This window comes from Virgibacillus halotolerans (assembly GCF_016908515.1).
Classification (GTDB): Bacteria; Bacillota; Bacilli; order Bacillales; family Amphibacillaceae; genus Virgibacillus_M; species Virgibacillus_M halotolerans.
In genome coordinates this window covers 37678-57472 of sequence record NZ_JAFBEA010000004.1, presented here as the reverse complement: position 1 = coordinate 57472, position 19795 = coordinate 37678, and the positions used below count along the sequence as shown (strand labels likewise).

Here is a 19795-nt window from a genome sequence, read left to right as displayed (position 1 = left end):
TAAATGGATTTTGCTTTAAATGAAGAACAGGAAATGTTTCGTGGATATTTGCGTAAGTATTTGGATGAATTCGGCCAGACCAAAATTGCCCGTGAATTTATTAAAGGCAATTCAAAGGGTCTGGATAAAACAAGAACAGGCCTCGCAGAACTTGGAGCAACAGCTATTAATATTTCTGAAGAATATGGAGGTCTTGGGCTTGGACCAGTAGACTTAGTGCCCTTTTTTGAGGAAATTGGACGATCACTATTGCCGGGTGTTTATTTGGAAACCATGGCTTTCGTTGTACCATTGCTTGAGAAATACGGCACAAAGAAACAAAAAGAAAAGTATTTACCAGAAATAGCGTCAGGTGAAAGAAGTTTTACACTTGCCTGGTTAGAGCCGAAAAAAGGGTACAATCCTAATGAAATTGCATGTTCAGCAAATCAAGAAGGTGATTCATTTGTTATAAATGGAGTGAAGGAGCTTGTACCACACGGAGATTTAGCTGATACATATCTCTTGGTTGTACGGACATATGATTCATCTGAAAGAGAGGGAGTTTCATTAGTTCTTGTCGATCAAACCGAAGAGATGGAAATTCGCATGCAAAAATGTGTAGATGAAACCAAGCACCTGTCTGAAATAACATTTGATCATGTGAATATTTCAAAGCAGCAACTTCTTGGGCCAATTCATCATGGCTGGTCCATTTTACAGGAAGGGTTGTTGTACCTTAATGCTGCACTTAGCTCCATGATGGTTGGCGGAATAGATAAAGTAGTTGAAATGTCGACTGAGTATGCAAAAATTCGAGAGCAATTTGGTCAGCCAATCGGGCGCTTTCAGGCTGTAAAACATACGATTGTTGATATGAAACTGGAACTGGAAACGTCTCGATCTTTAAGTTACTATGCAAGCTGGTCACTTGAAAATGAGGAGGAAGACAGGGAAGCTTCCATATATAGCGCGCGATCATTTGCAACGGATGCTTATATTCGTGCTGCATCACATAATATTCAAATCCATGGTGGCGTTGGCTTCACGGAAGAAATGGATTGCCATTTGCACCTCAAGCGCGCACGCTATTTTGAAAATTATCTTGGCTCGGTAACGTACTATAATGAACAAATCGCCAAAGCACTTCACTGGATTGGTGAAGAATATATCTTTGTTAAATAAAAAGAATGAAAGGTGGACTTAGCTTGGAAACTACTAAAGATATGAAACACTATTACAATATTATTGATGGAAAGCAGATTCCTTCTTCGAAAGGGAAAACAATGGATAGTATTGACCCTTCAACAGGTAAGGCTTGGTCGAAAATTCCCCTAAGTACAAAAGAAGATGTTGAGAATGTTGTAACTGCAGCTAGTAATGCTTTTCCTGGATGGTCGGCTATTTCAGCTAGAGAACGCAGCGACTATTTGCGTCGTGTTGGAGACATGCTTTCCGAATATGGTGAAGAATTATTAAAACTGGAGACAAAAAATAACGGTTGGGTCCTAGACCAGTATCAGTATCTCACCATTGTGTTAAAACAGCTTTGGTATGACGCCGCAGGAGCTGCTCCATTAGTAGGGGGACAAGGCAAAACAGTGCAAATGGGAGAAGGAAGCTTTGGTTATACGTTAAGGAAACCATATGGTGTTGTATTGGGGATCCTTCCGTGGAATGCACCGTTATTTACGTTCACAATTAAAGCAGCATATGCACTTGCTGCTGGAAATACAGTAATCATTAAACCATCGGAACAAGCAACATCTGCTTCATTGCGTTATGGGGAATTACTTGCTGAGATCCTTCCTCCTGGTGTAATCAATGTGATTTCAGGATTAGGCGGTGAAATAGGTGATGCTTTAGTAAGTCATAAAAGCGTTAATAAAGTAAGTTTAACAGGATCGATAAAAACAGCGGAGGCAATCACTCATGCTTCTGCTTCCTTTCCTAGATCATTAATTTTTGAATTAGGTGGAAAATCACCAAATATTGTCTTCGAAGATGCTGATTTGGACAAAGCGGTTAATGGAGTGATAGGCGGTATTTTTACCCGCAATGCTGGTCAAATATGTGCTGCTGGGTCAAGGATTCTTATTCAGCGGTCGATATTTGATGAAACATTGTCCAAGATAAAAGAAAAAATGATAGATCCGCAAACAGTAAAATACGGTGATACCTTAAATCCGGGAAATTCAATGGGGCCAATTGCTAACTTACCACAGTATAATAAAGTTCGTTCCTACATTGACACAGGTCTTGATGAAGGAGGAGAAATTGTTTTCGGTGGTCGGGCTGGCGGAGATGTTCTCCTACCGGGTAAGCCTCAATTTTCTGATGGATACTGGGTAGAACCAACTTTATTTAAAGTCGAAAGCAACGAATTAACCATTTGCCAAGAGGAGGTATTTGGTCCAGTTGCAGTAGCTATACCGTTTGATACTGAAGAAGAAGCGATACAAATTGCGAACGACACTAATTATGGACTCGCAGCAGGAGTATGGACGAGTGATTTACGTAAAGCTCACCGTATGGTGGAAAATATAGAGGCAGGAAATGTTTGGGTAAATACGTATGCCATAGTAGGAGCTGATTTGCCATTTGGTGGTACGAAAGGAAGCGGGTATGGTACGGATTCAGTTCTAGAATATACGTATGAAAAAACATGTGTTATTGATCTAGGATAGAATAAGGGGTAGTTATAAAGCTGCCCTTTTATTCCCTAGAACTTATTTTTTAAAATTAAAATTATCTGAAAATTATTTCTTTTTAAATTATTTTTTCATACCTTCAAATAATTGTTGTTAATGGTAACAGGAGTGAAATAAATGAGTGAATTAATGCAGGATAAAGTTGGAATTATCACAGCTGGAGGAAGTGGAATTGGAAGAGCAAGCGCGCAAGCTTTTGCTAGAGAAGGTGCAAAGGTAATTATATCAGACATTAACGATGACATGGGTCAAGAAACTGTAAATATGATAAAAAAAGCAGGAGGGGAGGCTTCATACATTCCTTGTAACGTGGCCACAGAAGAAGATGTTGTGGTATTAATCAACAAAACGGTTGAACTGTATGGTCGTTTGGACTGGGCACATAATAATGCTGGGATAGGTGTTCCATCAGCTTCAATTACAGAGTCAGATTCTTCTGATTGGGATCGTGCGTTGCAGATTACAGCAACAGGCATGTATTATTCCATCAAACATGAAATCCCAGCAATGTTAAAATCCGGTGGTGGAGCGATTGTTAATACTTCCTCAACAGCAGGGCTTTCGGGTGCGGAAAATATGGCAGGGTATAGTGCATCTAAATGGGCAGTGAACGGTCTCACGAAATCAATTGCATTAGAATATGGGAAACAAGGCATTCGCATAAATTCTATCTGTCCAGGTATGACTTTAACTCCCGCTGTAGAAAAGTGGTCACAAGAGGCTCCAGAGCAAGCCGAATATATTAAAAGTAATATTCCACTAGGCAGAATTGGCAAACCGGAAGACCAAGCGAATGCAGCGGTATGGCTTTGTTCGGATAAAGCTGCATACATTACTGGTGTGAACCTGCCTGTAGATGGAGGACATACCGCAAAATAATAAGGTCAATAGTTTGTATCTTGTGAAAAAATGTTTGGTGGGGATACTTTTGACACTGAAGAAGATGCAATTGAGATTTCAAATGACACCGAATATGGACTTGCCGTGGCAGTATGGAAACATGATCTTGTAGAGCACATCGTATGGTTGAAAAAAATGAAGTAGGAAATGTATGTGTGAATACTTATGCTATTGTAGAAACGGATCTGCCATTTGATGGTTTAAAAGAAAGCGGATATGGTGCATATTCAATACTAGAGTATACAAGAGAAAAGGCTTGTGTTATTGGCTTAAGTTAAAGGGCAACATTTTAGTTGCCCAGTTTTCTAAACCTTGAGGAGGCACTAAATTGGGAGAAAAATTAATGGCGGAAGAGAAAACAATTCGAAAGTCTTTTCATATTTTGTGTATTGGGGTAACTTTTGTTGTTTTTGCCGAGGCTTCAGGTCTAGTAGCTTATCCTAAAATGCTGGCTAACTTTGATTTAGGTGCTGGTTATGCAGTTTGGATGCAATTAGGTTTTGCCTTAGGATTAACCGGATTTCAACCATTATTTGGATGGTTAGGCGATTATTTTGGTCAGAAAATGGTCATTCTTTTAGGTGCTGCTCTTCTTGCTATTGGAACATCCTTAGTTGCTTTAGCACCCTTCTTTTGGGTGTTGGTTTTTGGGATGTTTATCAAAGGGGTGGCTGGAGCTGCGGTAATACCCGCAGGATTCACCTATGTCGGGAAATTCTTCAAGGATGAGCAACGTGGGAAAGCACTTGGTATATTTGGATTTTATTCTGTTATAGGTGGTGTATTGGGGCCAGTTATAAGTGGGATGTTTGTTGATAGTATGGGGTGGTCATCCATCTTTTGGTTTTGCGCATTTCTTGGTGTTGTAACATTTCTTTTATTTTTCATTGGGGTACCAACAGTACAGGGAGGAAAATTGGGTTCTTTCGATTTTTTGGGTGTAATATTTGTGGTATTAACATTGCTAGGCATCTTAACAATTCCGACATTTATTAACAGTTATGGAATTTCCTCTTGGATGTTGCTCCCTCCTTTTGGTGTTTTTGTAATCGCATTCTTATTGCTAATTGTTGTTGAAAAAAAACAAAAAGATCCTTTGATTGATATTAAATACGCCACAAATCGCAACTTTTGGGTGACATCAATAATTGCTGTTCTGTTGTCCGTGACATTCAGCAGTATCATGTATGTATTAACATTCTTTGTTCAAGGAGTACAGGAGAAGTCATCTACAATTATTGGCTTGTTGCAAATGGCACTTTTCGCAACAATGGCAGTGGCAAACTTATTAAGTGGTAGATGGATGAGCAGACTTTCCGCACGGTTTATGATTGGGTTAAGTATTATTATGCTTATTGGAGGATCAGGGATGCTGATAGTAGTAACTATAGACACCTCCTTTTTATATTTATTAATATCCATGTGTTTAATTGGAATTGGTATAGGTTTGGCCGGTCCTGCTACAAAAGCTGTTGTCTTGTCAGAAGCAGATCCTTCACGTCTCGGAACTATTACATTCACGTTTAACATGATTGAAACTACTGCGCAACGTGTAGGGGCTTCATTCGCTATTGTAACCTATGCCTTATTTGCTGCAAGGGGGAATGCGGTAAGTGCTCTCTCTAGTACAGCACTTATCCTTACTATATTTACCGCAATGTCTTTTATTTTTCTTTATTTAATTCCAAAAAAGGTGAGAGGGTTTCAGGGGGTAACTGGATCAGCGGAGAATGTCGAAGTGGACACAACAGAATACGATATGAATGCAACAAAGTAGGATTCAAATTCAATACATTCGTTAAAGAAGGTTGTTATTGTCGATGTAAATGCGGCAACAGGAATGGAAACAGAAAGCAAACCCGGACAACTCGGTAAACAACACTGTTATCTTTTAATGCGTGATTTAAGAAATGTGTGACTAAAAAGTTGGTTCCTTCCAAAACTAGCAACTGCACAGGCTTTGGTAAAGTGTAAAGAATCTATTTAATAGAAAAGGAGAGCTTAAGCATGGGCAAAAAAACGATATTACAATGGCTGGATGAGCACAATGTAGAATTTACGGAGATAGCCCAAAAAATATGGGATCATCCACAAATTGCTTACAAAGAGACATACGCATCGGATTTACAAAAATCTGTTTTACATGAAAAAGGATTTACAATAACATCATCTGTAGCGGGAATACCAACGGCATTTGTTGCTGAATTTGGTTCTGGTACTCCGATTATCGGCTTAATGGGAGAATATGATGCGCTACCTGGGCTTTCCCAGAAGGCGAGTGCTATTAAAGAGGAAGTCGTCTTGGATGGCCCAGGTCATGGATGTGGACATAATTTATTAGGAACTGCAGGAGTAGAAGCTGTTATAGCGTTGAAAGAAACGATGGCAATGGAAAATGTAAGCGGAACGATACGGTACTATGGTTGTCCGGCTGAGGAGGTATTATCGGGTAAAACCTTTATGGCTAGAGAAGGAGTATTTGACGACTTGGATTGTGCATTGACATGGCACCCGGGTAAATCTAACATTGTTGTAAACATGAGTATGCAAGCGATGGTCTCTATAAAATACCATTTTAAAGGGATAACAGCCCATGCTGCGGCCGCACCTCATGCGGGAAGAAGTGCGCTTGATGCGGTGGAGCTGATGAATACGGGGTCAAATTATCTTAGGGAACATATTTTAGATGGGTCACGAATTCATTATGTGATTACAAATGGTGGTTTGGCTCCGAATATTGTCCCGGAGGATGCGACAGTCTGGTATTATTTACGGGCATCTTCACGGGAACATGTAGAAGATATGCTAAGAAGAGTAAATAAAATTGCTGAAGGATCAGCATTAATGACGGAAACAAAAGTCTCATCGGAAATCATCGCAAATGTATATGAAATGTTGCCGAATAATACAATAAGTGAAGTTATGCTGGAAAATATGAACGAATGTGGAGTACTAGAATTTACACAGGATGAACAAAATTTTGCCCAAGAGATTGTGAACACCATTGATCCGGGCGTAGTTAGGAATGATCAGAAAATAACTGGAGGTACTGAAGTAATACTGCCTGTGAAAAATTTTTATTTTCCACATATGAAGGGAACAACGGGAGCCGGTTCTTCAGACGTCGCGGATATTAGCTGGATTGCACCGATGGGAATGGTCACTACAACCTGTGCCCCTGCGGGAGTGCAGTTTCATTCATGGCAGGCCACGGCATCTTTTGGTTCATCCATTGGCTATAAAGGAATGCACTTTGCAGCAAAAACGATGGCTTTAACAGGTTATGACCTGCTTATAAACAAAAATAGCATTCTTGAAAAAGCTAAAAAGGAATTTTTAGAAGATATAGATGGGAAACCATATAAAGCTGGAATTCCTAACGAGGTAAAACCGCCAGTGCAATAAAGTAATAAAAATCACCGAAATATTATTAGGGAAAGTGGATTTCGAATTCCTGCTTTCTCAGGAGATTCAAATGGAAAATTCCGTTTGGTATATTGGGGATATTTCTTTGGTCGTTAGAGTGCACTATTTATAGTGTGTCCAAGAAGTACTTAATACTATTAACTAAGGGAGGATTGTTAGAATGGTTCATGTTGATTTGTTAATTATTAATGCCAATGTGTTAACACTAAACCAAAATAACCAAAAAGCAGGTTCAGTTGCGGTGTCAAATGGTCGTATAGTAGGAATTTGGAAAACTTCAGAGCCACCGCGGGATGCTGTTTCCGTTACACAGGAAACAGAGGTTATAAACTTAAAGGGTAATACGCTCATTCCCGGGTTTATCGAGACACATAATCATATTCTAGGATACGCTCAATCCCGTAAATTGATTGATTGTAGTTCTCCTTTGAATCAAAATATTAGTGATATCATCTTTAGAATTCAAGAAAAAGTTAATCAAACCCCAAAAGGTGAGTGGATAACAGGGCAGGGGTATGATGACACATTACTGACCGAGGGTCGCCATCCAACAAGAGATGATTTGGATTTTGCAGCACCAGAACATCCTGTCATTATACAACATACATCGGGGCATCTAAGTGTTGCGAATTCCATGGCGCTCAAAATCGCAGGTATAAAAAAGGGTATTTCTGATCCGCAGGGGGGTCATTATGGTCGAGACAATAGTGGTCAGTTAAACGGAGTGATTTATGAAAGGCCTGCAATGGCTCCTCTTATGGCTGTAACCCCTATACCTAACGAGGATGAACTTATCCATGAACTTGGAGAAGCAGCCAACGAATATATAGCCCAGGGAATTACAACAAATACTGATGCAGCAGTTGGAGGAATATTAGGCGATGACTTAAAAGTTCATCTTAAGGCAGCAGAAAAAGGAATTAACCCGATGCATGCCCAGTTAATGATTTTGCATAATCTTCTGAGGGAAGATGGGATGTTTAGCGGGTATACTGCAGACCAATTGGACCATGAGTTAAGGGAACGTTCAAATAATCGCGCTCGATTGGATAGCATTAAAATGTTTCAAGATGGATCGATTCAAGGATTAACCGCTGCACTAAGAAAACCATACTTTTGTGATGAAAGTAAGGATGGGGATCTTTATCAAAACCAAGATGAATTCAATAAAGAAATTTCAGACCTTCACAAACGTGGGTTTCGAGTTGCCGTGCATGGTAATGGTGACAGAGCAATTGGGTCAATACTTGAAGCTTATGAGCGTGCACTTGTTGAAACACCACGTGTAGATCATCGGCACCGTATTGAACATGTTCAAACAGCAACACTTGATGACCTTGATAAAATGAAGAAACATAATATTGCTGGTTCGTTTTTCATTAATCATGTGTATTATTGGGGAGACAGACATAAACGTTTATTTTTAGGGCCGGAACGTGCTGAGAGAATTAGTCCTCTTGCTGATGCCGTTGATCGAGATTTGTTGTTTACGTTGCATTCTGATTGTCCGATAACACCTATATCTCCCTTATTTTTAATCTGGGCAGCAGTAAATCGCATTACAAGAGAAGGGAACATTCTTGGATCAAAACAATGCATTGATGTATTTACCGCGTTGAAGTCTATGACAATAGAAGGTGCAAAATTAAGCTTTGATGAGGAGGATTCTGGAAGTATTGAAATAGGAAAACGGGCAGATTTTGCAGTTTTGGATGCGGACCCAACAATGGTAGATCCTCGGGAAATTAAGGATATTTCAGTTTGCCTCACACTAATAGATGGTAATGTTGTGTATGTTAAACAAGGTGTTTCCATTTAATGTGTATCGATTTGAATTTACCAAGGGGGGAAATGAGATTATTGGGGGAGAAGTCCATTTAAGCTAACAATATTTTGGGAAAACTAATTTTACTAGAGATAATTCTGGATTGTTTCAGAGGATATTACCTGCTATTTGATTACTCTATGATTAATAGAAATAACCCCCTTAAAAGCCTGACTACAGGTATTTAATGGTTATTTCTATTATTATTATGAAGCAATCATATTCTATATCTGTCACTACAGTTCTTTTTCACTAAATGCCCCGAAACAACAACCGTTTCAACAATGGCGCAAAATGCTCAGGCAGTTCCGTCATACTCGGAATCATCAAGCGTTCCTTCCCATAAGTATACCTCATAATGGAATCTTCTCGCTCATCAATCTCACCGTCAGCCAGCAACATCCCAATCACATCAATCCATTTTTTACACGCTTCCGAAACAACTAGAAACATATACGCAATGCCATTTTGATCTTACCCCAATGTACCGGATCTTCATCGGAAAAAACGAGCAGGAACTTATTTTTTCTCTTCTGGCTACTAATTCCTTAATCATAAAACGGATACTAAAACCGTTGGGATTGCCTTCTTCAGGTGATAACAGCACGACTCTGGTCCCATCGTATTTAAAGAAAGAATCCCCGCCCACACTCTACCCATGCAATCCCACCTACACGACAATTCCCCTCCCTTCATGCTAAAATAAAGTGAATGCTAGGGGGAAGATAGGATGAAAGCTATCATTTATACAGCTACGGCTGCTGTTTTTCTAATCAGTTTCATTGGGATGCTCATTTACGGGTACAAGACGTTCTATATTGAAAGCGATACCACCACGTCGAAAGAATATAAATATCATTTTGCGTTGATTGCGGAAGAGACAGAGAATGATTATTGGCGATTGATTGAGAAGGGGGCGCGCAAGGCTGCTGCGGAGAACGATATTTATTTGGAATATGTGGCACCGAAAAAGGCGGATAATGAAGCGTTATTGGAGCTGTTGGACCGGATGATCTCAGCGAATGTGGATGGCATCATTGTACAAGGGGTGGAGGGACAGCGTTTTGTGGACCTCGCACATAAAGGGAACGAGCGTCATTTACCGATTATTACGATTGATGCAGACGTGAAAGGCAGTGAGCGTCAGGCCTATATTGGGACCGATAATTTTCATGCGGGGGAGCTTGCAGGTCAAACCATGATCGAAAATACGACTGGCGAGCAATATGTGGGAATTGTAACGGGAAGGCTTGATGCGTTGAGTCAGCAGGAAAGAATTGCAGGTTTTAAAGACAAAATAAAATCTCATCCTCGCATCCATCTGACAACGACGGAGGAATCGGGCATAACGGTAATCGGCGCAGCGCAGGCAACGTATTCGCTGCTCAAGGAATACCCGGAAATTACTGCTTTAATCGGGACGAGCGCGCTTGACGGTATGGGCATGGTAGAAGGACTGCATGAAATCGCTCCGAATAAAGAAGTGTATATGACGGCCTTCGATACGTTGCCGGAGACATTACAACTGATTCAGGAAAATAAAATAGATGCGACGATCGCGCAATATCCAGAGAAAATGGGTTATAAAGCGGTGGAAGTAATGATTGGATTACAGGAAAAGGGCTTGTTAGAGCGGGAAGTTTTTACAGAAACAAATATAATCGAAAAGCAGGATTTACAACGATCTGGTGGTGAACTCCAATGAGAACGATCCGCGGGAAACTATTGGTCTACTTTTTAGTATTTGTTATTTTATTTCAAATTACAGCGGTATCTATCTTTGTGAGTTCAAATCAATTAACCAATACCTATGATCAGAGCTTTCAACGCTTCCTATTATTAAACGACATCTCGCAAAAATCGGAGGAGCTATATACGCAAACAAGAATTTATGTCATGGAATCTGGAGGGATCAATAAGACGGATTACTTTGCTGTGAAAAAGGCATTGGAAAATGCTAAAGACCAGCTAGCAAGCGCGTTCGCTGATCCAAATAAAATTGAAATTAAAAACTACATTAATTTAATGGAGACATTTATTCATGAAAGTGAGCTGACAGTCGGTTTTTTCATACGCGATGATATTGAACAATATACGCATCACCTGGAAGAAACACGCACCGCGTCCAGCTATATTCAAACTTCGGCATTGGAAATTATTGATGTGGAATTAACCGATTACCAGACATTTTATCAGGATTTACAACGTAGGAATGATAGCTTTTTTATCTTTATTATTTTTCTGTCACTAACGACGATTATGCTGGCAATATTTTTTGCGCTTTGGTTTTCAAAAGGAATTACCCAACCGATTCATCAGTTGTCACACGCTGCAACGGAAGTTTCGCAAGGTGATTTGCTTGGCGCACCGGTTAAAGTACGCTCCAATGATGAATTGAAATTGTTGGGTGATACATTTAATGACATGCGTTCGAATATCCATGGATTGGTGGAGGAAATCAAGGACCAATCTGAGCTCGATCGGCTAATCAAAGAGATGGAATTAAAGCATCTGCAAAACCAAATTAACCCACATTTTCTATTTAATACACTTAACACGATATCGAAAATGGCCTATTTAGAGGATGCGAAAGCCACTTCCAACCTGATTGATTCCGTTGCGACATTGCTGCGCCATAGCCTAGGGCAGATCGATAAGCCTGTTTCACTTCGGGATGAGGTCGCAGTGGTTCAGGATTATTTTCATATTCAAAAAATCCGTTTTTCCGAACGAAGTCGCTTCGAGCTGGATATCGATGAAAACTGTTTAGAAATGGAGATACCAAGGCTCACATTGCAGCCGCTTGTCGAAAATGCGTTTATCCATGGGATCGAGGAAAAGGAAGATGGCGGAACGATTACACTACGGATTTATGACACGAGGAAGCACGTCACAGTGGAAGTCAGTGATGATGGGGCTGGCATGCCGGCGGAAAAAGTGAAGCAGTTGCTGTCCCTCGCCGTGAATGAGGTAGATCATGTCGGACATTCCACAGGGATTGGTTTAACGAATGTTATCCGGCGGTTGCAGATCCATTATAAAGTGGACGCCGTCGTGCAGATTGAATCGGAGCCGGGAAAAGGGACAACGGTTCGCTTGCTGCTACCGAAAGAGGGGGTATAAACAATGCGTATATTGATAGCGGAAGATGAATTGCTAGAGAGAAAAGCAATGAAAAAATTTATCGAGCATAACTTTAACAACATGGTAGTTGTCGGTGAGGCTGTGAACGGACGAAAGGCGATTGAACTCGCAGCAGCGACATGTCCGGATATTATTTTTATGGATATTAAAATGCCCGGTATCAATGGACTGGAAGCAATTAAAGAAATAAACACGGCCAACCCGGCGATTAAATTTATCCTTGTTTCTGCGTATGATTCGTTTGATTATGCCAAAGAGGCGATGCAGTACGGGATCAAAGACTACATTTTAAAGCCGGGAAAGAAGGAAGAAATTGTTAAATCACTATTACGACTGCAGCAGGAAATTGAAACGGAAAACAGGGAAAAACAACAAGCGACTGCATTATTACAGGAACAATTTATGACAAACGCAATAAAGGACCCGGGATCTGAAGCTTTAAATGACCTGTTGCACACGCTTTTTCCACAAATGAGAAGCGGTTGCTTTCTGGTTGTGAAATCAGAAGCATCCGTTGACATAGACACAATAAAAAAAGTAATCGACCTGACACATATTGTAAAGCAACAAGCAGATATGACGGTAATCTGTATCTTATCTGACATCAAATTGGAAAAGTCGGATGTACTAAACATGGCAAGGAAGCTGCAAATCCAACTTGGTGTGGCGATGTATGTTGGCATTGGATTCCCGTCTGTCTCACTGGAAAAGTTGCCACAATCGTATCAGGAGGCCTATACTGCCAGCCTGCAGCTCGCAGCAGCACAAAAGCGGCATTATGGATTCAGACAGGAAAGCAACAAACAGCATACAACAATCCAACTAGAGCTCGCCTACTTTGTAGAAAAAGGTCAGGGCGAGGAAGCAATCAACTTTTATAAAAAACATAAGGAGCGGCTGACAGAAAGTGAAAAGGAAGATATCTATATGATGGTCAAAAATATCCTCACAACAAGGGATATTGCTGTGCCGGTTAATGCCTTTAAGTCGCTAGAAACAGATCAGGATTGGCAAGATTATCTCCAGTTATGCTGTATGAAAATGAAAGCATTTTACCAATCAAAACAATATATTAACCAGGCGAAAGCATACATCCATCAGCATTTTGAGCAGGCAATGACGCTAGAGGATGTAGCAGATACAGTAGGTTTAAGCCCGAATTACTTTTCCAATATGTTTAAACAGGAATTCGGTGCGACGTTTATTGATTATTTAACAGAAGTCCGGTTGCAAAAGGCGAAGCAACTATTGGAGGAGAACGAACTGTCTTTAAAAGAGATCAGTTACCTAATTGGATACAAGGATCCCAATTACTTCAGTCGCGTATTTAAAAAGCATTATCATGAATCCCCAAAGCACTTCCAACAGACGATCTTTAAAAAGTGAAGAGATTCGTAAAAAAGTACAGGTTTTATTTTCCAATAATATACAAAATGTTCTATCATTTACAATAACTAGTATTTTAAGATAGAGGGGAGGTACATGCGGGAACCATAGGAAAGTTTTTTTGAAAAGCATCCAGATCAGACATAACACATTTAATTTAATCGTGCTAGAACGACAAATGATCAAAAGGAAGGATGTTATTCAAATTGAAAAGTATGTATACGATTATCGGCTTGGTTGCATTGTTGCTCATAACTAGCTTCATGCACCCCACTTTTTTCCAGGCAAAGAAGGGGAACGAAAATGCCCCTGCACCTGAAAACGAAGTCCAAGATGATGGTGATAGAAGCATCAATTTTAACGAGCAGTGGCGTTTTAAGCGAGAAACAGATGGAAAAATAGAAGGGGTATCAGATCCGGATTTTGATGATACTTCATGGAGGCAATTAGACCTGCCACATGATTGGAGTATCGAGCTGGATTTTAACCCTGATTCCGCCGCTACACATGAAGGTGGATATTTGGATGGTGGGACTGGCTGGTATCGAAAGACGTTTACCATGCCATCTTCTATGAAGGACAAACGTATTTCCATCGATTTTGATGGGGTTTATATGAATAGTACAACCTATCTGAATGGCAAGGAATTAGGGACCTACCCCTACGGTTATAATGGCTTTAGCTATGATATGACAGATGATTTATATACAGATGGAAGAGAAAATGTACTTGTCGTTAAAGTGAATAATGAGCAACCAAGTAGCCGTTGGTATTCGGGAAGTGGTATCTATCGAAATGTCAATCTGACCGTGACAGATCCTGTTCATGTAGAGAGACACGGAACTTTTGTTACAACACCCGATTTAGAAACGGCTTATGAACAGGATAAAGCCGATGTAAACGTGAAGACAAAAGTCGAGAATACGTCAGATCAAACTGCAAAAGCCAAAGTGAAGTCAACCATCTTTGATGAGGATGACAAGGCTGTTGCAACAGTGACGTCTAAAGCAAAGCAATTGGAAAAGGGAAAAGTGACAGATTTTGAAGATAACGCCATTATTGATCATCCAACGTTATGGGATATTGAGCATGCCTATCGATATAAGCTGGTCACGGAGGTTATTGTAAACGAAAAAGTCATGGATACGTATGATACCCCTTTTGGTGTCAGATATTTCGATATTGATTCAGAAGAAGGCTTCTCGTTAAATGGCAAGGATATGAAACTGCACGGTGCTTCCATGCATCATGATCAAGGCGCATTAGGTGCAGCTACGAATGCACGGGCAGTTGAAAGGCAAATGCAAATCATGAAGGATATGGGGATCAACGCGATAAGGGTAACCCATAATCCTGCTTCACCGGAATTGCTTGAAGCAGCCAATAAAATAGGACTCGTAGTAATAGATGAAGCTTTTGATAGCTGGAACCACTCTAAGAAAGAATATGATTATGGTAGATTTTTCAACGAGTGGGCAGAACATGATATCAAGGAAATGGTGGACAGAGGGAAGAATGAGCCATCCATTATTATGTGGTCAATCGGTAATGAAATTGTAGGTACAGACAGTGAAGACGGGGTTAAAACAGCCAAAAACCTGGTGAATTGGGTGAAAGAGGTAGACACGACAAGACCGACCACGATTGGCGAAGATAAAACGCGGGGAGATAAAGAAAATGTAACCCCTATCAACAAATATATTGAAGAAATATTTAATACCGTGGATGTTGTAGGATTGAATTACAGTGAAAATAACTATGCTGGTTACCATGAGTTAAATCCAGATTGGAAGTTTTATGGATCTGAGACATCCTCCGCGACGCGATCGCGCGGCGTATACACGCATCCGTATGACTATAATCAGAGTACGGAATACGATGATTTACAACAATCTTCCTATGACAATGATTATGTTAGTTGGGGAAGAACAGCAGAAGACGCTTGGAAACCGGATCGGGATTTAAAGCATATTGCGGGACAATTTATCTGGACAGGCTTTGATTACATTGGTGAGCCAACGCCATACTACGATTCATTTCCTGCAAAGAGCTCCTATTTTGGTGCAGTAGATACAGCTGGCTTTCCAAAGGACATATTTTATTACTACCAAAGCCAATGGAAAGAAGAACCAATGGTACACATTTTACCTCATTGGAACTGGGAAGATGGGGAAAAGGTTAGAGTGTTAACGTATACGAATGCGGACAAAGTAGAACTATTTTTAAACGGTGAATCAATCGGTGAAAGAAGTTATGAAAGTAAAGAAACATCGTGGGGTTCATCTTACAAAGAAACAACAGATGGTGATACGTACCTGGAATGGGAAGTACCTTTTGAATCTGGTACATTGGAAGCTGTCGCTAAAGATAAAAATGATCAAGTCATTGCAAAAGATAAAGTGGCTACAGCTGGCGAACCTGCTGAAGTAAGATTAACCGCGGATCGACAAGTTATTGCTGCCGATGGGAAGGACCTATCCTATATCACCGTTGACGTTGTTGACAGTGAAGGCAACATTGTGCCAGATGCAGAAAACCTTGTGCAATTTAATTTAACTGGCGAAGGTGAGCTGGTTGGCGTGGACAATGGCAATGCTTCAAGTGTGGAAAGATACAAAGATAGCAAGCGGGAAGCCTTTCATGGAAAAGCTTTAGCGATTGTCGAGTCTGATAAACAATCCGGCGAGATTACATTAGAAGCTTCTGCCTCAGGACTTTCAGGTGATTCTACCAAAATTCTTACGGTTGGTGACAGTGCTTCTGAGATGAAAAAGCAGGTTGAATACTATGAGGAACAAGGTGAATTCGCAAGTGACAAGGCCGCTCATGCCTTAAAGGTTCATTTGACTGCTGTAAGTCATTATGAGGAAAAGGGACAAGCGGAAAAAGTCGTTAAACATATGAGAAGTTTTAAAGTGCTTCTCGATGATCAAAAAGAAGACAAATCGATAACCGAAGAGGCGTATCAAGATCTAGTAATCAATACAGACAACTTGATTGAAAAGTGGCATTAGATTGTTAAATGGAATCAGCAATATCTCTGTGGCATCATGCTTGCCACAGAGATATTGTTATATTATCTGAAAAAGACTGATGGAAGGCGATCTTTAAAAAGTGAAGAGATTCGTAAAAAAGTACAGAAAAAGATTTACCGCCATCCTAAAAAACTTTCTATAATGGGTGTAAGCGGTAACAAACAAAGGGGGAAAAAGGCATGAAGAAATTATATGGGCTGTTTATTTTATTTGCATTGATGCTCGTGATTTCAGCTTGTAGCGATGATTCGTCTGGGTCTGGTGATTCAAAGGACGATTCGGGCGAAAGTAAAGATACTGGTGAAGTAGAGATATTCAGCTGGTGGACAGGTGCTGGAGAAGAGGATGGCTTGCTGGCATTGATTGACCTGTTTGAAAAAGAACATGACGATATTAAAGTAGAAAACGCAGCGGTTTCCGGTGGTGCAGGTACGAATGCGAAAGCAGTACTTGCGACTAGGATGCAAGGGAATGACCCGCCATCAACATTCCAAGTGCATGGTGGGGATGAGTTGAACAAGAGCTGGGTGGCAGCAGATAAAATGGAACCGCTCAATGACTTATATGGAGAAAATGATTGGATGGATAAATTTCCGCAAGATTTAATTGACATGGTAAGCGTGGACGATGAAATTTACTCTGTCCCAGTTGATATTCACCGTGGAAATGTAATGTTTTACAATAAAAAGGTATTTGAAGACAATGACATTGACATCCCAAAAACATTTGATGAATTTTTTGCTGCGGCAGATAAATTGCAGGATGCTGGCATTGTTCCCATCGCATTAGGCGATAAAGAAGCATGGACAGCAACACAAATTTTTGAAAATGTTTTATTAGGTGTCCTTGGCCCAGATGATTATATAAAATTATTCGATGGTGAAATTGACTTTGATGATGAACGGGTCGTTGAGGCTGCAGAAAAGTTCGGAAAAATGCTTGATTATATTGACGAGGATCATGCATCCCGTAACTGGCAGGATTCCGCACAACTTGTAGCAAATGGGGATGCGGCAATGATCAACATGGGTGATTGGGCAAAAGGTTATTTCTCCAATGACCTTGATCTCGAAACAAATGTAGATTTCGGTTATTTCACAATGCCGGAAACAGAAGATGACTTTACAATCATTACAGATACATTCGGTCTGCCAAAAGGAATCGACAATCCGGATGAAGTAAAGGAATTCTTAACCTTCCTTGGATCAACGGAAGCGCAAGATACCTTTAACCCATTAAAAGGTTCGATCCCAGCTCGGGTGGATGCGGATGAATCAGAATATGATGAGTATGGAACCGATGCAATGGAAGACTTTAAGAATACGAGATTGGTTCCAAGTCTTGCACATGGCTCAGCAGCATCAGAAGGATTTTTAACAAAAGCTGATCAGGCAGTAAACATTTTCGTTACACAAAAAGATGTCGATAACTTCATTAGTGCATTACAAAACGCAGCACCAGAGATGTAACATTGAAGCGAAAGGGAGGCCGATTAAAAACGGTATGTCCTGCGCGTTGGAGGCTGCCTTACAGGTAAAGGCAGCCTCTTTTTCATGAAGCAAGCCTCGGAGTCAGGAGGGTTTTGATGGCGATGGCAAAGCAACAAAAGAAGAAAATATCCAAGGATCAATGGACTGCAATCGCATTTCTCGTTCCATCGATTATTTTGATTCTTGTCTTTGTTTACGGATTTATCGGCTGGACAGGATGGGTATCGTTAAGTAATTACAATACCATTGTTCCTGATTTTTCATTTGCCGGTTTGAAGAACTATATATACTTATTCAATGATTTTCGTTTCCAAGCGGATTTAAGGAATACATTATTTTTTACGATATTTTTTATTGGCCTTGTCATTGTGACGGGACTTGTTTTATCGATTCTGATTGAACAAAAACTAAAGGGTGAATCGATTTTTCGGAATATCTTCTTGTTTCCGATGGCCTTATCCTTCGTCGTGACAGGGGTTGTTTGGCAGTGGTTGCTGAACCCGTCTACAGGATTCAATAAGTTTTTAAGTGTATTCGGTATCGAACCAAAATGGTACACGGATACGAATATTCTCGCTGGCTTTCAGTGGGGAAGCATTGAATTTGGTGTGCCTGTTGCAATTATTGCCGTCGTTATCGCGGCAGTTTGGCAGATGACTGGTTTTTCACTGGCAATGTATTTGGCCGGGTTGCGTGGTATCCCCGATGAAATGCGGGAAGCTGCACGCATGGATGGTGCAAGTGAATTTCAAATCTATCGAAAAATCGTGCTGCCGATGCTCATGCCGATTACAATGAGCGTTGTGATTATTATGGCACATATTTCATTGAAAATATTTGACCTCGTTTATGCAATGACCGGATCAGGTGCAAACTTCGTTACCGATGTGCCCGGTGTCTATATGTTTGAAACAACATTCAAAGGAAATTATTATGCGAACGGTGCAGCGATTGCGATTATTATGCTGCTGGCAGTCGCAGTATTCATTGTTCCTTATTTATGGAGCAGTAGGAAGGGGGACGCATAATGACAACACCAACATTTAGTATCGGAAAAGCGATCAAGTATTTCATTTTAATCATTGTTGCGGTTCTCTTCTTAATGCCCATCTATGTCATGATCGTCACGAGCTTAAAACCGCTCGATGAAGTATCATTGGCAACCATGTGGTCACTACCGAGTTCGATTGATTTCAGCTCCTATGCAGAGGCGTTTGGAAAATTGAAACCGAATCTCTTGAACAGTATCTACCTGGTCATTCCGGCGACAATTATTTCCGCACTGCTTGGTGCGATGAATGGCTATGTCCTGTCAAAGTGGAAATTCAAGGGTGCGGATATTATCTTTACATTTATCCTGTTTGGCATGTTTATCCCGTACCAAAGTATTTTAATTCCAATGATCCAATTCCTGCGTTCGGTCGATTTGTACAATACAATTCCGGGATTGATCCTCGTACATGTGGTGTATGGACTGCCGATTACGACATTAATGTTCCGCAATTTCTATGCGAACATCCCGGATTCCATGATCGAATCAGCAAAAATTGATGGCGCCAGCTTCCTAGGGATATTCCGTTTTATTATTGTCCCACTGTCGATTACAGGCTTTGTCGTTGTTGCGATTTGGCAGTTTACGAATATCTGGAATGAATTTCTATTCGCGGTCACCATCACAACCGGCGACAAACAGCCAGTTATGGTTGCCTTGCAAAACTTATCCGGTAGCCAGATCGTCCAGTGGAACGTCCAAATGGCCGGTGCCCTACTCGCCGCCTTACCAACCTTACTCGTCTATATTTTCTTAGGGAAGTATTTTGTGAGAGGATTGTTGGCCGGATCTGTGAAAGGATGACAGCTGAATTTGATCCCATTACTCCTGACGAGTAATGGGATTTT

14 protein-coding genes and 1 pseudogene are annotated in these 19795 nt (G+C 40.6%); 14 read left to right on the top strand and 1 reads right to left on the bottom strand.

All coding sequences use genetic code 11. The features are described 5' to 3' along the window. The first annotated feature begins 3 nt into the window (after positions 1 to 3). From JOC34_RS11430 to JOC34_RS11400, 7 genes and pseudogenes are all read left to right on the top strand, one after another. Positions 4 to 1164, top strand: coding sequence for an acyl-CoA dehydrogenase family protein (locus JOC34_RS11430; protein ID WP_205136899.1), 1161 nt, complete (start codon positions 4 to 6; stop codon positions 1162 to 1164). A gap of 23 nt (positions 1165 to 1187) precedes the next feature. Further along, positions 1188 to 2666, top strand: a complete 1479-nt coding sequence (locus tag JOC34_RS11425; protein ID WP_205136898.1) for an aldehyde dehydrogenase family protein — start codon at positions 1188 to 1190, stop codon at positions 2664 to 2666. Positions 2667 to 2807: 141 nt separating this feature from the next. After that, complete coding sequence (locus JOC34_RS11420; protein ID WP_205136897.1) at positions 2808 to 3569, top strand: glucose 1-dehydrogenase; 762 nt, start codon at positions 2808 to 2810, stop codon at positions 3567 to 3569. Positions 3570 to 3599: 30 nt separating this feature from the next. Beyond that, positions 3600 to 3868, top strand: a pseudogene (locus JOC34_RS22240) (aldehyde dehydrogenase family protein). A gap of 50 nt (positions 3869 to 3918) precedes the next feature. Further along, complete coding sequence (locus tag JOC34_RS11410) at positions 3919 to 5367, top strand: MFS transporter (RefSeq protein WP_205136896.1); 1449 nt, start codon at positions 3919 to 3921, stop codon at positions 5365 to 5367. A 230-nt stretch (positions 5368 to 5597) separates the two neighbouring features. Then, complete coding sequence (locus JOC34_RS11405) at positions 5598 to 6995, top strand: amidohydrolase (protein ID WP_205136895.1); 1398 nt, start codon at positions 5598 to 5600, stop codon at positions 6993 to 6995. 181 nt (positions 6996 to 7176) lie between these two features. Further along, positions 7177 to 8835 carry an amidohydrolase gene (locus JOC34_RS11400; RefSeq protein WP_205136894.1) on the top strand — a complete coding sequence of 553 codons (1659 nt, stop codon included), beginning with the start codon at positions 7177 to 7179 and terminating at the stop codon, positions 8833 to 8835. A 258-nt stretch (positions 8836 to 9093) separates the two neighbouring features. On the opposite strand, the gene JOC34_RS11395 is transcribed toward JOC34_RS11400, so the two are convergent. Then, a complete protein-coding gene (locus JOC34_RS11395) occupies positions 9094 to 9294 on the bottom strand; it encodes a hypothetical protein (RefSeq protein WP_205136893.1) in 201 nt (66 codons plus the stop codon). 277 nt (positions 9295 to 9571) lie between these two features. Here JOC34_RS11395 and JOC34_RS11390 point away from each other — a divergent pair, with 277 nt between their 5' ends. The 7 genes from JOC34_RS11390 (at position 9572) to JOC34_RS11360 (ending at position 19751) form a co-directional block, all read left to right on the top strand. Then, positions 9572 to 10546, top strand: coding sequence for a substrate-binding domain-containing protein (locus JOC34_RS11390; protein ID WP_205136892.1), 975 nt, complete (start codon positions 9572 to 9574; stop codon positions 10544 to 10546). Next, the gene (locus JOC34_RS11385) at positions 10543 to 11964 is read left to right on the top strand and encodes a sensor histidine kinase (protein WP_205136891.1); all 1422 of its coding nucleotides are present in this window, start codon (positions 10543 to 10545) and stop codon (positions 11962 to 11964) included. The genes JOC34_RS11390 and JOC34_RS11385 overlap by 4 nt, the downstream gene beginning before the upstream one ends. A gap of 3 nt (positions 11965 to 11967) precedes the next feature. Next, positions 11968 to 13371, top strand: coding sequence for a response regulator (locus JOC34_RS11380; RefSeq protein ID WP_205136890.1), 1404 nt, complete (start codon positions 11968 to 11970; stop codon positions 13369 to 13371). Between the two features lie 215 nt (positions 13372 to 13586). After that, the gene (locus JOC34_RS11375; protein WP_239544348.1) at positions 13587 to 16385 is read left to right on the top strand and encodes a glycoside hydrolase family 2 TIM barrel-domain containing protein; all 2799 of its coding nucleotides are present in this window, start codon (positions 13587 to 13589) and stop codon (positions 16383 to 16385) included. Between the two features lie 200 nt (positions 16386 to 16585). Continuing rightward, positions 16586 to 17875: an ABC transporter substrate-binding protein gene (locus JOC34_RS11370; protein ID WP_205136888.1), complete on the top strand. Its 1290-nt coding sequence runs from the start codon at positions 16586 to 16588 to the stop codon at positions 17873 to 17875. A gap of 116 nt (positions 17876 to 17991) precedes the next feature. After that, a complete protein-coding gene (locus tag JOC34_RS11365; RefSeq protein WP_205136887.1) occupies positions 17992 to 18924 on the top strand; it encodes a carbohydrate ABC transporter permease in 933 nt (310 codons plus the stop codon). 74 nt (positions 18925 to 18998) lie between these two features. Next, on the top strand, positions 18999 to 19751 hold the full coding sequence (locus tag JOC34_RS11360; RefSeq protein ID WP_420856139.1) for a carbohydrate ABC transporter permease: 753 nt from the start codon (positions 18999 to 19001) through the stop codon (positions 19749 to 19751). Positions 19752 to 19795 lie beyond the last annotated feature (44 nt).

What these genes read in the sequence shown, in the direction of transcription:
- JOC34_RS11430 (WP_205136899.1), top strand. Translation starts at nt 4, where the DNA reads ATGGATTTTGCTTTAAATGAAGAACAGGAAATGTTTCGTGGATATTTG.
- JOC34_RS11420 (WP_205136897.1), top strand. Translation starts at nt 2,808, where the DNA reads ATGAGTGAATTAATGCAGGATAAAGTTGGAATTATCACAGCTGGAGGA.
- JOC34_RS11405 (WP_205136895.1), top strand. Translation starts at nt 5,598, where the DNA reads ATGGGCAAAAAAACGATATTACAATGGCTGGATGAGCACAATGTAGAA.
- JOC34_RS11400 (WP_205136894.1), top strand. Translation starts at nt 7,177, where the DNA reads ATGGTTCATGTTGATTTGTTAATTATTAATGCCAATGTGTTAACACTA.
- JOC34_RS11395 (WP_205136893.1), bottom strand. Translation starts at nt 9,294, where the DNA reads ATGTTTCTAGTTGTTTCGGAAGCGTGTAAAAAATGGATTGATGTGATT.
- JOC34_RS11390 (WP_205136892.1), top strand. Translation starts at nt 9,572, where the DNA reads ATGAAAGCTATCATTTATACAGCTACGGCTGCTGTTTTTCTAATCAGT.
- JOC34_RS11385 (WP_205136891.1), top strand. Translation starts at nt 10,543, where the DNA reads ATGAGAACGATCCGCGGGAAACTATTGGTCTACTTTTTAGTATTTGTT.
- JOC34_RS11380 (WP_205136890.1), top strand. Translation starts at nt 11,968, where the DNA reads ATGCGTATATTGATAGCGGAAGATGAATTGCTAGAGAGAAAAGCAATG.
- JOC34_RS11375 (WP_239544348.1), top strand. Translation starts at nt 13,587, where the DNA reads ATGTATACGATTATCGGCTTGGTTGCATTGTTGCTCATAACTAGCTTC.
- JOC34_RS11370 (WP_205136888.1), top strand. Translation starts at nt 16,586, where the DNA reads ATGAAGAAATTATATGGGCTGTTTATTTTATTTGCATTGATGCTCGTG.
- JOC34_RS11365 (WP_205136887.1), top strand. Translation starts at nt 17,992, where the DNA reads ATGGCGATGGCAAAGCAACAAAAGAAGAAAATATCCAAGGATCAATGG.
- JOC34_RS11360 (WP_420856139.1), top strand. Translation starts at nt 18,999, where the DNA reads ATGCCCATCTATGTCATGATCGTCACGAGCTTAAAACCGCTCGATGAA.